Here is a 12,273-nt window from a genome sequence, read left to right as displayed (position 1 = left end):
CAGGGTTTCGTGTCGGATCAGTATCGGGTGTCAGGCGAGGAAGCCGTCGGCGCGCAGCAGGGTTTCCAGACAGTGTTCGCTGATGTAGTAGAAGTCCTTGAGTTCCTGAATCTTCACCAGCAGCCGGGCCGGGTCCGCCGGCTCGGCGCGTTTCACCGCGAGAATCATCTTGTTCTTGTTGGTGTGTTCCAGCGAGATGAATTCGAACACTTTGGTCTCGTAACCGCAGGCTTCGAGGAACAGTGCACGCAGGCTGTCGGTGACCATTTCCGCCTGTTGGCCCAGGTGCAGACCGTATTGCAGCATCGGCTTGAGCAGCGCCGGGCTCTGGATCTGCAGGCGAATCTGTTTGTGGCAGCACGGCGAGCACATGATGATCGACGCGCCGGAACGGATGCCGGTGTGAATCGCGTAGTCGGTGGCGATGTCGCACGCATGCAAGGCAATCATCACGTCCAGTTCGCTCGGCGCCACGCTGCGCACGTCACCGCACTTGAACACCAGGCCCGGGTGTTCCAGTTTCGCCGCGGCGGCGTTGCACAGGTTGACCATCTCCTCGCGCAGCTCGACGCCGGTGACGTCACCCTCGGCCTTCAGCGTGTTGCGCAAGTAATCGTGAATCGCGAACGTCAGGTAGCCCTTGCCCGAACCGAAATCCGCGACTCGCACCGGTTTGTCCAGCGCCAGCGGTGACGAGGTCAGCGCGTGGCTGAAGACTTCGATGAACTTGTTGATCTGCTTCCACTTGCGCGACATCGCCGGGATCAGCTCATGCTGCGCGTTGGTCACGCCCAGGTCCTTGAGGAACGGTCGGCTCAGGTCCAGAAAACGGTTTTTCTCGCGGTTGTGCTCGGCGGACGGCGCTTCACGCAATTGCTGAGGTTTGCTCTTGAACAGTGAACTCTTGCCCTTTTTGCTGTATTCGAGCTGGGCTTCGTCGGTCACAGTCAGCAAATGCGCATTCTTGAACGCCGCCGGCAACAGCTCGGCAATCACCGCCACACCTTCGCTCAGCGGCAGGTTCTTGGTGATGTCACGGGTCTTGTAGCGATAGACAAACGACAGGTGTGGCTGCGCCTTGACCGTCACCGCTTTGATGATGATCCGCTGCAGCTCCGCCTCTTCGCCCACGTATTTGGCCAGCACCAGTTTGATGAAGCCGTTCTGTTCGAGGCTGGTTTGCAGCAGCTCGATGAACTGGGCGTGGTGATCGGGCACCGGTTTGGCAGACGGCGCGGATGGGGCGTTAACGGACATGAACAAGCAGCCTCGGGCGGGGCGAAACGGGAATGGCGGGTATTTTAGGGGGGATGGCGGTTGGGGACACGTTCTTATTTACCCAACGGCAAAATCCATGACACCCAACCTTGTGGCGAGGGGATTTATCCCCGACAGGGCGCGACGCTGCCCTTTATGTCCGGCCAGTCAAATCAGATGCACATTTTTTGCGACTGCTGCGCAGCCGATCGGGGATAAATCCCCTCGCCACATGACTGACTCAACCCAACACAATCAAACGATTGGGCAATTCATTCCTCACCTGCGTCACCGGCACATGCACCTTGAGCAACTCACCGCAGGCCTCGATGCAGGTGATGAACCCCTCAAGCGTGCGTCCCTGCCGCACCTGCTCGGTGAACGCGGCGACAATCGCGTCCCAGCTCTTGTTGTCCAGCCGCCGGGAAATCCCCTCGTCCACCAGAATCTCCACGTAACGTTCGGCCTCGCAGACAAAGATCAGCATCCCCGTACTGCCGACGGTGTGGTGCAGGTTCTGTTCGAGAAACTGGCGCCGTGCCAGGTTCGATGCGCGCCAGTGCCGCACGCGACGCGGGATCAGGTGGGTGGTGACTTTCGGCAGACGAAACAGCAGGCACAGGACGATAAACAGCCCCCATTGCACCAGCAACAGGCTGCGCATGGTCAGCCAGCCAGTCAGGTAATGGACGATGCCCGGCACCAGCAACGCCAGCAGGCTGGCCCACAGCAACGGGATGTATGCGTAGTCATCGGCGCGCGCCGCCAGCACCGTTACCAGTTCGGCGTCGGTGTCGCGCTCGACCCGGGCGATCGCCTCGGCGACTTTGCGTTGTTCGTGTTCGGTCAGTAATGCCATGTCGAAAAGTGCCTGATCATTATTGTTGTGTGTTCACCAGCCGCCGGACGATCCGCCGCCGCCAAAACTGCCCCCGCCGCCGCTGAAGCCCCCGCCTCCACCGCCACCGCCAAATCCACCACCGCCGAAACCGCCCCCGCCTCCGGAGCCGCCACGGCCGGCGGGAAGGATACCGAGCATCTGGCAGACAAACACGGTCAGGATGAACAACACCACCAGAAAAACGAACAACAGCGGATGACGCGAGACAAAATCGTTTTGCGGGTCACCGCTCGACTCGTACACCGTCGATGGTTCGTCCAGCGGATTGCCGCCGAGCACCACCAGCATCGCCGCGACGCCATCGCTGATGCCCTTGCTGAAATTGCCGGCCTTGAACGCCGGGGTGATCACTTGATGAATGATCACCGAACTCTGTGCATCGGTCAGCCGATCTTCCAGCCCGTAACCGACTTCGATGCGCAGCTTGCGCTCGTCCCGGGCGACGATCAGCAGCGCGCCGTTGTTCTTGTCCTTCTGGCCGATGCCCCAATGCCGGCCCAGTTGGACGCCGTAGTCTTCGATGGTGGTGCCCTGCAGATCGGGCACCGTGACCACCACCAGTTGCTCGCCGGTCGCCTGCTCATGCGCCTGCAACTGCTGGCTCAACTGGGCGCGCACCGACGGCTCGAGCATCTGCGCCTCGTCCACCACTCGCCCGCTCAGCGCCGGGAATGTCAACTCGGCCCGGGCGCTGACGGCGAACAGCCACAGCATCAGCACCAGGCCTATCTTCAACACACGCATGAATAACCTCGGGTCAGAACTTTACTTCCGGGGCCTTTTCCGCGCCGGGGGTGGTGGCTTCGAAGGTTTCGCGAATCGGCAGGTCGCTGTACATCACGCTATGCCAGAGGCGCCCGGGAAACGTGCGGATCTCGGTGTTGTATTTCTGCACCGCCAGAATGAAATCGCGCCGCGCCACGGCAATCCGGTTTTCCGTACCTTCGAGCTGCGACTGCAAGGCGAGGAAGTTCTGGTTGGCTTTCAGGTCGGGATAACGCTCGGACACCACCATCAGCCGGCTCAGGGCACCGCTCAACTGATCCTGTGCCTGCTGGAACTGCTTGAGTTTTTCCGGGTTGTCGAGGGTGCTGGCATCGACTTGGATCGACGTCGCCTTGGCCCGCGCCTCGACCACGGCAGTCAGGGTCGCTTCCTCATGCTTGGCGTAGCCTCTGACGGTTTCCACCAGGTTGGGGATCAGGTCGGCACGGCGCTGATACTGGTTCTGGACCTGGCCCCAAGCGGCTTTCGCCTGTTCGTCGAGGGTCGGGATATTGTTGATGCCACATGCGGTCAACAAAGTGGCAAGCACCAGCAACGTGGCGACCTGCAGACGCGAGCGGTAGGTTGGACTGACATTCATCAAAGTGATGCTCCCTGGCGTATTTCATAAAAAACCGACCGTGAAACCTTCTGCATCGGCGGTTGGGGCATAATCGGCCGCGCCACTGGATTGCAACGGGCCGATGGGCTAAAAAGAGGCCCTGCGCAAACGCTGCCGACGGTCGGCGGGCGTTTTTGGCTCGGTCATTTTGAGCCTGCACCCGAACAACAATAGTCGCTCCCTAACTTTTGGCTGGCCGGCATTGCATTGCCGTTTGGGCCCTCGAGAAAAATATTCATGAAGAAGCTGTGTTTGCTGGGCCTGTTCGTCAGCCTGGCCAGTCATCAAGTATTGGCCGCCACGACCCCGGTACCCCTGGAAAACAAGGACGCGTTCATCAGCAATCTGATGAAGCAAATGACCCTCGATGAAAAGATCGGCCAGTTGCGCCTGATCAGCATCGGCCCGGAAATGCCCCGCGAGTTGATCCGCAAAGAGATCGCCGCCGGCAACATCGGCGGTACGTTCAACTCGATCACCCGCCCGGAAAACCGTCCGATGCAGGACGCGGCAATGCGCAGTCGCCTGAAGATTCCGATGTTTTTTGCGTACGACGTGATCCACGGTCACCGTACGATTTTCCCGATTCCGCTGGCCCTGGCGTCGAGCTGGGACATGGACGCTATCGGCCAGTCCGGGCGCGTTGCCGCCAAGGAAGCTGCGGCCGACAGCCTCGACATCACCTTCGCGCCGATGGTCGACATCTCCCGCGATCCGCGCTGGGGCCGCAGCTCCGAGGGTTTCGGTGAAGACACCTATCTGACTTCGCGCATCGCCAAAGTGATGGTCAAGGCCTATCAGGGCGGTACCCCGAGCGCCGCCGACAGCATAATGGCCAGCGTCAAGCACTTTGCCCTGTACGGCGCGGTCGAGGGCGGTCGTGACTACAACACCGTGGACATGAGCCCGGTGAAGATGTACCAGGACTACCTGCCGCCCTACCGCGCCGCGATTGACGCCGGCGCCGGTGGCGTGATGGTCGCGCTGAACTCGATCAACGGCATCCCGGCCACCGCCAACACCTGGCTGATGAACGACCTGCTGCGCAAGGACTGGGGCTTCAAGGGCCTGGCCGTCAGCGACCACGGCGCGATCTTCGAACTGATCAAACACGGCGTGGCCGCCGACGGTCGCGAAGCGGCGAAGCTGGCGATCAAGGCCGGCATCGACATGAGCATGAACGACACCCTGTACGGCAAAGAGCTGCCGGGGCTGCTCAAGTCCGGCGAGATCGAACAGAAAGACATCGACAACGCGGTGCGCGAAGTGCTCGCCGCCAAGTACGACATGGGCCTGTTCAAAGACCCGTACCTGCGCATCGGCAAGGCCGAGGATGATCCGGCCGACACCTACGCCGAAAGCCGTCTGCACCGCGCCGAAGCCCGTGACGTGGCACGTCGCAGCCTGGTGTTGCTGAAGAACCAGAACGACACCCTGCCGCTGAAGAAAGACGCAAAAGTCATGCTGGTCGGTCCATTGGCCAAGGCGCCGATCGACATGATGGGCAGTTGGGCGGCGGCCGGTAAGCCGGCACAATCGGTGACCCTGTTCGACGGCATGAGCTCGGTGATTGGTGACAAGGCCAACCTGATCTACGCCCGTGGCGCCAACATCACCAGCGACAAGAAAGTGCTGGATTACCTGAATTTCCTCAACTTCGACGCCCCGGAAGTGGTCGATGATCCACGCCCGGCCAATGTGCTGATCGACGAAGCGGTGAAGGCCGCCAAGGACGCTGACGTGATCGTCGCCGCCGTTGGCGAATCCCGTGGCATGTCCCACGAGTCCTCCAGCCGCACCGACCTGAACATCCCGGAAAACCAGCGCGAGTTGATCCGTGCCCTGAAAGCCACCGGCAAACCGCTGGTACTGGTGCTGATGAACGGCCGTCCGCTGACTATTCTCGAAGAGAACCAGTCGGCTGATGCGATTCTGGAAACCTGGTTCAGCGGCACCGAGGGCGGCAACGCCATCGCCGACGTGCTGTTTGGCGACTACAACCCGTCGGGCAAACTGCCGGTGACCTTCCCGCGTTCCGTGGGCCAGATCCCGACCTACTACAACCACCTGAGCATTGGCCGGCCGTTCACGCCGGGCAAACCGGGCAACTACACCTCGCAGTATTTCGATGACACCACGGGCCCACTGTTCCCGTTCGGTTACGGCTTGAGCTACACCCAATTCGCCCTGAGCGACATGGCGCTGTCGTCAACCACGCTGAACGCCACCGGCAAGCTCGACGCCAGTGTCACCCTGAAAAACACCGGCAAACGTGACGGCGAAACCGTGGTGCAGCTGTACATTCAGGACGTCACCGGCTCGATGATTCGCCCGGTGAAAGAACTGAAGAACTTCCAGAAAGTCATGCTCAAGGCCGGCGAACAGAAAGTCGTGCACTTCACCATCACCGAGGATGACCTGAAGTTCTACAACGCCCAGCTCAAGTACGCGGCTGAGCCTGGCAAGTTCAACGTGCAGATCGGCCTGGATTCGCAGGATGTGACGCAGCAGAGCTTTGAGTTGCTGTAACCGTTAAAAGCAAAAGATCGCAGCCTTCGGCAGCTCCTACATTGGGAGGGTGTGCACCCTGTAGGAGCTGCCGCAGGCTGCGATCTTTTGATCTTGCTTTTGCCTTATCCGCGTCTGTCGAGAATATTGACCACCAGCCGATCCACCCAGCCCCAGATCCGCTGCTTCACCCGCCGCCACAGCGGCCGGCGCTGCCACTCCTCCAGACTGACCTGCTGACTCAGGCCGAAGTCCTTCTCGAAACTCTGCACCACCGCTGCCGTCAACGACGGATCCAGTGCCTCCAGATTCGCCTCCAGATTGAAGCGCAGATTCCAGTGATCGAAGTTGCACGAACCGATGCTCACCCACTCGTCCACCAGGACCATTTTCAGGTGCAGGAAGCACGGCTGATATTCGAAGATCTGCACCCCGGCCTTGAGCAGGCGCGGGTAGTAGCGATGCCCGGCGTAACGCACCGACGGGTGATCGGTGCGCGGCCCGGTGAGCAGTAGCCGGACGTCGACACCGCGAGCAGCAGCCTTGCGCAGCGAGCGGCGGATTTTCCAGGTCGGCAGGAAATACGGGGTGGCCATCCAGATGCGCTTCTGCCCGCTGTTCAGTGCACGAAACAGCGACTGCAGAATGTCGCGATGCTGGCGGGCATCGGCATAGGCCACACGGCCCATGCCCTCGCCCATGTCCGGAACCTTGGGCAAGCGTGGCAGGCCGACATGCGCCGACGGTTTCCAGGCCCGGCGATGGCGGTTGGCGATCCATTGGCGGTCGAACAGCACTTGCCAGTCGAGCACCAGCGGACCACTGATTTCCACCATCACTTCATGCCATTCGCTGCTGTCTTGCCCCGGCGTCCAGAACTCATCGGTGACACCCGTGCCGCCGACCACCGCCAGACGCTGATCGACCAGCAACAGTTTGCGATGATCGCGATAAAAGTTGCCGACCCAACGCCGCCAGCTCAGGCGATTGTAAAAACGCAGTTCGACCCCGGCCTTGATCAGGCGCTGACGCAGGTGCAGGGTAAACGCGAGGCTGCCGTAGTCATCGAACAGGCAGCGTACCCGCACCCCGCGCTCGGCGGCCTGCACCAGCGCCTGCACCACGGCTTCGGCGCAGGCGCCCGCCTCCACCAGATACAACTCGAGTTCGACCTGTTCTTCGGCGCGGGCAATTTCCACCAGCATGCGCGGGAAGAATTGCGGGCCGTCAATCAACAGTTCGAAGCGGTTGCCGTCCCGCCACGGGAACACCGCGCCGCGCATGTCAGCGCGCCGTGAAAATCAGCACCGCACCCACCGGCACCGACAGACTGATGGCCGACAGGCCAGCGAGGTTACGCAGGGTTTCCAGGCCCGGCACCAGATCGAAATCCTCGGCATTGATCACCAGCGGCTCCAGGGTCACCACTTGAAACCGCCGGTCATCGAGGCGGGTTGCCAGCAACTGCGCCGGGTATTCATGTTGCTTGCCGTGCAGGTTGACGGTCAGTGGCAAACGCAATTCCAGCTGCGCGCCGGGGGCCAGATCGTTGATCGGGCGCAGGTCGATCCGGGTGCTGATGGTCGCTTCGGGGAATTGCTCGATCTGGAACAGCTCCTTGCGCATGCGCTCGTCGCGCAACGGGATGCCGCTGTTGATCGAATCCAGCTCGACTTCGACTTCAGCGCGGCCATCCGGATCGACCTTGCCGTGCAGCACCAGAAAGCGCTGTACTTCGGAAATGTGGGCGTTTTTCGTGCTGACGAACGACAGCCGCGACGACTCACCGTCCAGATACCAATTGGCCTGCGCCGGCAGCGCGGCGGCGGCCAGCAGCAGACTGGCGAAGGCTTTATAGAGGGAGCGGTTGAACATTGAATACTCGTGGGGGCGATAAACCTGCACGAACCTTAACCGCCCATAGGTTTATTGCAAACATCAAGATCAAAAGATCGCAGCCTGCGGCAGCTCCTACAAGGAATGCAAAACCTGTAGGAGCTGCCGCAGGCTGCGATCTTTCAAGGCTGTAAACGACAGCCTTGTCGTTCACCCAGCCACTGCGCGCGGTTGCTGCGGCCCATGCCACTGACGGTGACGATTTTGCTCGCGCTGTCATCGGTAAAACCGCTGGTCGGCAGCCACTGTTTCACATAACCCCGGCAATATTCAGCCTCGTTGTTCATCACGTAGCGACACGAGCAATATTCCTTGGCCGTGTACGCACTGATGATGTCGGGGAACGCCCACAGATTGTCGCGTTCGAGCCAGATCCAGCCGAGCAGCACGATCAGCGCCAGCAGCAACACCCGCTTCAACAGCTTCATGGCTGCACCGCCTTGAGCACGCGTTTGAGCAATTCGTTGTGGCGATAGCTGCCGTCGCGATCATCGGCGTAACGCACGATCAGCAGTTTCTCGCTGGGGATTACATACAGCGCCTGCCCCCAATGACCGAGGGCGGCGAAGGTGTCGGGCGGCGCGTCGGGCCATGGCGCGACGGCGCCATCCGCCGGGCGATTGAGCCACCACTGGCCGCCGGGCACCGCTTCGTCCTGATGCGCCTTGTAGGCGGTAAAAGCAGTTCGGTTGAAGGCCACCCAATCCTTGGGCAGTAATTGCCGGTCGCGCCAACGTCCGTCGCGCAGCATCAACAGGCCAACCCGCGCCAGATCACGGGCGGTGAGATACGCGTAAGAGGACGCGACAAACGTGCCGCCGGCATCGGTTTCCCACACGGCATGGCGAATGCCCAACGGCTCGAACAGCGCCGTCCACGGATAGTCGGGATAACGCTCGGGGCCGACCATGTTCTTCAGCGCCGCCGCCAGCAGATTGCTGTCACCACTGGAATAACGGAACGCCTGCCCCGGCGGCGCGTAGGCGTCGTGATCGGCGGTGAACGCGGGCATGTCGCGCTGCCCACGGGTGTAGAGCATCGCCACCACCGAGGATTTCAGCGGGGCGTATTCGTAATCCTCCTGCCAGTCCAGACCGGAAGCCCAGTGCAGCAGGTCGGCCATGGTGATCGCCGGGTGTTTTTCCAACGCCGGATAAAATTTTGAAACGGGATCATCCAGTTTGAACAAGCCTTCGCCATACGCCACGCCAAGCACCGTGGCCATCAGACTCTTGCTGATCGACCAGGTCAGGTGCGGGGTTTCGGCACGGGTCGGACCGGCATAGCGTTCGTAGATAACCTGACCGTCGCGAATGACCAGCAAGGCGTCGGTGCGGATGCCCTGGCGGGTGTCGTCGTCGCGGGGTGGGAAGGCGTAGGCCTCTAATGCCTCGACTGCTGCGCCACTGTTTTTTGCGCCCGTTGGCCATTGTTCATCCGGCCATTGCTCGGCCTGGACCGTGAAGCTGATCAGCAGCAGGAACAGGGACAGGCCTTTGATCATGGAAAAATCTCAACGGACGGGTGCAAGGATCATGGCCCAGAAAAATGACAATCTCCCGATCACTGTAGGAGCTGCCGCAGGCTGCGATCTTTTGATTGTGCATTTAAAGATCAAAAGATCGCAGCCTGCGGCAGCTCCTACAGCGGAATGTGCAGGGCTTTGGCCAAGCGCTTGGCCCGCGCGGCGGCCGCCAATTGCATCACCGACTGATCACGCTGCCACATCTGCGCCCACTCCGGGTTGCCCTCGGCCAACGCCTGATCGATCTCGTTCTTCAGCGCATCAAACTGCGCAAACAACCCGCCCAGCAACACATGTCCGGCCGGATTGTTCGGCGGCTGGCGACTCGCTTCCGCACAGCCGGCCAGCAGCGCCAGCAAACGCAACAGCAGCGGCTGCGACCAGCCACTGTCCTGACCGACGCCATACAGCCACGCGGTCATCGCGCTCAACACATAGACATCTTCCAGGCTGCGGAACGGCTTGACATAAGCATCCCAGCCATCCCCCGCGAGCAACTCGCACAACGCGCCGTCAAGGTGCAGACGACCGTGGCTGACGTCCGGCATCAGCGGCAGCGCCGGGAGCTTTTCCACACGCACGCCGGGCTCGCCGGGATAGACCACCGCCAGACTCAGACGCGGTTTTTCACCGGGCTCTTCACTGCGCGCGGCGATGAGCAGCCAGTCCGCCGCATCCCCGGCGGTGACGAAATCCTTGCGCCCGCTCAAGCGCAAATCGCTGAGACGGGTCTGCATGTCCGCCGGGCGCAGGCTGCGCTGTTCGGTCGCACACAACGCGCCAAGACTCGGCGGCGCACTCGGCCAAAGCATGCGCAACGCCGCCTGATACCCCACTAGAAACGCCAGCCCCGGCGTCGCCATGCGCCGCCCTCCGGCCACCGCCAGTTCGAACGGCGTCACGTTGCCCAGTTGATGCAACAACGTGGCGAAACCTTCCGCCAGATCAGTCACGGCGGGCAGGCGTTCACGGCTTTCGAGCAGGCTGGGCCAGGGCATAAGAGGCTCCTTGTGGGCTGTCATACAAGCATCACCAAACGTTCACGGTGATGACACCGGGGCTACATAGCCTGACTTTGCACAACATGGCTGCATAAAGAAAGTCGATCGGCTGCAACCCACGACGGGTTCAAGGCCCGTACGGAGATTCAAATGACTCAGATCGCCCGCATCAGCGACACCGGCAATGAACGCCGCCTGCAAGCCGAACGCCTGATCGGCGCCGAGGCCTTGCAGCAAGCCCAGGCCTTGCGCTTCAGCGTCTTCAGCGGCGAATTCAACGCCAAGCTGAAAGGCGCGGAACTGGGTCTGGACATGGATGACTATGATGTTCACTGCAGCCACATCGGCGTGCGTGACCTGAACACCGGGCGTCTGGTCGCCACCACCCGCTTGCTCGATCACACCGCCGCCAGCAGCCTGGGCAAGTTCTACAGCGAAGAAGAATTCAGCCTGCATGGCCTGGCGCACCTGCAAGGTCCGATCCTCGAAATCGGCCGTACCTGCGTCGATCCGGCCTACCGCAACGGCGGCACCATCGCCGTGCTCTGGGGTGAACTGGCCGAAGTGCTGAATCAGGGCGGCTACAGCTACCTGATGGGTTGCGCGAGCATCCCGATGCAGGACGGCGGCGTGCAGGCTCACGCGATCATGCAGCGTCTGCGCGAACGCTACCTGTGCACCGAACACCTGCGCGCCGAACCGAAGAATCCGTTGCCGTCGCTGGACATTCCGTCGAACGTGATCGCCGAAATGCCACCGCTGCTCAAGGCCTACATGCGCCTGGGCGCGAAGATCTGCGGCGAGCCGTGCTGGGACGAAGACTTCCAGGTCGCCGACGTGTTCATCCTGCTCAAGCGCGACGAACTCTGCCCGCGTTACGCCAAGCACTTCAAGGCGGCCGTGTGATGAGCCGGTTGCGCGTGTACGCGCGAATCGCGCGAGTGCTGCTGGTGGTGACGCTGGGCCTGACCATGGCCAGCGTGTTCGGCATATTCGAACGTCTGGGCCTGGCGCACTCGATGCAACGTCGGCAGCGCTGGTCGCGTTTCTTCATGGCACGTTTGAGCAATGCCCTGCCCTTTCGCGTAACGGTGCACGGCGAGTTGCCGCAGCAGCCGATGCTGTGGGTCAGCAATCATGTGTCATGGACTGACATTCCACTGCTGGGCATGCTCACGCCGCTGTCGTTTCTGTCCAAGGCCGAAGTGCGCACCTGGCCGGTGGCCGGCTGGCTGGCGGCCAAGGCAGGCAGCCTGTTCATCCGTCGCGGCTCGGGTGACAGCCAATTGATCCGCAAACAGATGACCCGCCATTTGCAGACGCAGCATCCGCTGCTGATGTTCCCGGAAGGCACCACCACCGACGGCCGTTCGCTGCGCACTTTTCATGGTCGCCTGCTGTCGGCGGCCATCGATTCCGAGGTGATGCTGCAACCGGTGGCGATCCGTTATCTGCGCAATGGCGCCATCGACGCGCTGGCGCCGTTCATTGGTGACGATGATTTGCTGTCGCACCTGATGCGTCTGTTCAGCAATGATTGCGCCGATGTCGAAGTGCATCTGCTCAAGCCGATCGCCTGTCAGGGCCGCGAGCGTGCGGCACTGGCGTTCGAAGCGCAGCAGGCGGTGCAGAAGGCGTTGTTTGGTGCGATTCCGGAAAAGCAAAAATCCCCGATGCACCCGGCCATCGCCGCCTGAAATACAACCGCTAAAATCACCCTCGGCCCCTGTGGGAGCTGGCTTGCCAGCGATAGCGGTAGACCAGCCGACACGAATGTTGAATGTGCCGACGCCATCGC

General features: G+C 61.5%; 12 protein-coding genes. 3 read left to right on the top strand and 9 right to left on the bottom strand.

Going from position 1 to position 12,273, the window contains the following annotated elements:
- Positions 1-30 precede the first annotated feature (30 nt).
- From ACYZUM_RS02990 to ACYZUM_RS02975, 4 genes are all read right to left on the bottom strand, one after another.
- A complete protein-coding gene (locus tag ACYZUM_RS02990) occupies positions 31-1,257 on the bottom strand; it encodes a class I SAM-dependent methyltransferase (protein WP_108181920.1) in 1,227 nt (408 codons plus the stop codon).
- Positions 1,258-1,498: 241 nt separating this feature from the next.
- Positions 1,499-2,116: a TPM domain-containing protein gene (locus ACYZUM_RS02985; protein ID WP_095667319.1), complete on the bottom strand. Its 618-nt coding sequence runs from the start codon at positions 2,114-2,116 to the stop codon at positions 1,499-1,501.
- A gap of 33 nt (positions 2,117-2,149) precedes the next feature.
- The gene (locus ACYZUM_RS02980) at positions 2,150-2,902 is read right to left on the bottom strand and encodes a TPM domain-containing protein (RefSeq protein ID WP_041070468.1); all 753 of its coding nucleotides are present in this window, start codon (positions 2,900-2,902) and stop codon (positions 2,150-2,152) included.
- 13 nt (positions 2,903-2,915) lie between these two features.
- Complete coding sequence (locus ACYZUM_RS02975) at positions 2,916-3,524, bottom strand: LemA family protein (protein ID WP_007963199.1); 609 nt, start codon at positions 3,522-3,524, stop codon at positions 2,916-2,918.
- A 258-nt stretch (positions 3,525-3,782) separates the two neighbouring features.
- Between ACYZUM_RS02975 and bglX the strand changes: the two genes are divergently transcribed.
- Positions 3,783-6,074: a beta-glucosidase BglX gene (gene bglX / locus ACYZUM_RS02970; protein WP_108181919.1), complete on the top strand. Its 2,292-nt coding sequence runs from the start codon at positions 3,783-3,785 to the stop codon at positions 6,072-6,074.
- A 104-nt stretch (positions 6,075-6,178) separates the two neighbouring features.
- Here the strand turns inward: bglX and ACYZUM_RS02965 are convergent, their stop codons facing one another.
- The 5 genes from ACYZUM_RS02965 to ACYZUM_RS02945 form a co-directional block, all read right to left on the bottom strand.
- Positions 6,179-7,336: a phospholipase D-like domain-containing protein gene (locus ACYZUM_RS02965; RefSeq protein WP_041070472.1), complete on the bottom strand. Its 1,158-nt coding sequence runs from the start codon at positions 7,334-7,336 to the stop codon at positions 6,179-6,181.
- Position 7,337: 1 nt separating this feature from the next.
- Complete coding sequence (locus ACYZUM_RS02960; RefSeq protein WP_041070474.1) at positions 7,338-7,928, bottom strand: YceI family protein; 591 nt, start codon at positions 7,926-7,928, stop codon at positions 7,338-7,340.
- A 143-nt stretch (positions 7,929-8,071) separates the two neighbouring features.
- Positions 8,072-8,377 (bottom strand): amidase, encoded by a 306-nt coding sequence (locus ACYZUM_RS02955; protein ID WP_108181918.1) that lies wholly within the window; start codon positions 8,375-8,377, stop codon positions 8,072-8,074.
- Complete coding sequence (locus tag ACYZUM_RS02950) at positions 8,374-9,453, bottom strand: serine hydrolase domain-containing protein (protein ID WP_108181917.1); 1,080 nt, start codon at positions 9,451-9,453, stop codon at positions 8,374-8,376. Before ACYZUM_RS02950 ends, ACYZUM_RS02955 begins: the two co-directional genes overlap by 4 nt.
- Positions 9,454-9,590: 137 nt before the next feature.
- Entirely contained in the window at positions 9,591-10,472 is an 882-nt protein-coding gene (locus ACYZUM_RS02945) for an acyl-CoA dehydrogenase middle domain-containing protein (RefSeq protein WP_108181916.1), read from the bottom strand.
- A 153-nt stretch (positions 10,473-10,625) separates the two neighbouring features.
- Between ACYZUM_RS02945 and olsB the strand changes: the two genes are divergently transcribed.
- Complete coding sequence (gene olsB / locus ACYZUM_RS02940; protein ID WP_007963187.1) at positions 10,626-11,381, top strand: L-ornithine N(alpha)-acyltransferase; 756 nt, start codon at positions 10,626-10,628, stop codon at positions 11,379-11,381.
- A complete protein-coding gene (locus ACYZUM_RS02935) occupies positions 11,381-12,172 on the top strand; it encodes a lysophospholipid acyltransferase family protein (protein ID WP_108181915.1) in 792 nt (263 codons plus the stop codon). Before olsB ends, ACYZUM_RS02935 begins: the two co-directional genes overlap by 1 nt.
- The last annotated feature ends 101 nt before the right edge of the window (positions 12,173-12,273 follow it).

Source organism: Pseudomonas sp. m6p, assembly GCF_055760375.1.
The sequence above is the reverse complement of the archived record's forward strand: the minus strand, read 5'-3'. Positions and strand labels throughout refer to the sequence as shown.

What these genes read in the sequence shown, in the direction of transcription:
- ACYZUM_RS02975 (WP_007963199.1), bottom strand. Translation starts at nt 3,524, where the DNA reads ATGAATGTCAGTCCAACCTACCGCTCGCGTCTGCAGGTCGCCACGTTG.
- ACYZUM_RS02985 (WP_095667319.1), bottom strand. Translation starts at nt 2,116, where the DNA reads ATGGCATTACTGACCGAACACGAACAACGCAAAGTCGCCGAGGCGATC.
- bglX (WP_108181919.1), top strand. Translation starts at nt 3,783, where the DNA reads ATGAAGAAGCTGTGTTTGCTGGGCCTGTTCGTCAGCCTGGCCAGTCAT.
- ACYZUM_RS02980 (WP_041070468.1), bottom strand. Translation starts at nt 2,902, where the DNA reads ATGCGTGTGTTGAAGATAGGCCTGGTGCTGATGCTGTGGCTGTTCGCC.
- ACYZUM_RS02935 (WP_108181915.1), top strand. Translation starts at nt 11,381, where the DNA reads ATGAGCCGGTTGCGCGTGTACGCGCGAATCGCGCGAGTGCTGCTGGTG.
- ACYZUM_RS02955 (WP_108181918.1), bottom strand. Translation starts at nt 8,377, where the DNA reads ATGAAGCTGTTGAAGCGGGTGTTGCTGCTGGCGCTGATCGTGCTGCTC.
- olsB (WP_007963187.1), top strand. Translation starts at nt 10,626, where the DNA reads ATGACTCAGATCGCCCGCATCAGCGACACCGGCAATGAACGCCGCCTG.
- ACYZUM_RS02945 (WP_108181916.1), bottom strand. Translation starts at nt 10,472, where the DNA reads ATGCCCTGGCCCAGCCTGCTCGAAAGCCGTGAACGCCTGCCCGCCGTG.
- ACYZUM_RS02960 (WP_041070474.1), bottom strand. Translation starts at nt 7,928, where the DNA reads ATGTTCAACCGCTCCCTCTATAAAGCCTTCGCCAGTCTGCTGCTGGCC.
- ACYZUM_RS02990 (WP_108181920.1), bottom strand. Translation starts at nt 1,257, where the DNA reads ATGTCCGTTAACGCCCCATCCGCGCCGTCTGCCAAACCGGTGCCCGAT.
- ACYZUM_RS02965 (WP_041070472.1), bottom strand. Translation starts at nt 7,336, where the DNA reads ATGCGCGGCGCGGTGTTCCCGTGGCGGGACGGCAACCGCTTCGAACTG.
- ACYZUM_RS02950 (WP_108181917.1), bottom strand. Translation starts at nt 9,453, where the DNA reads ATGATCAAAGGCCTGTCCCTGTTCCTGCTGCTGATCAGCTTCACGGTC.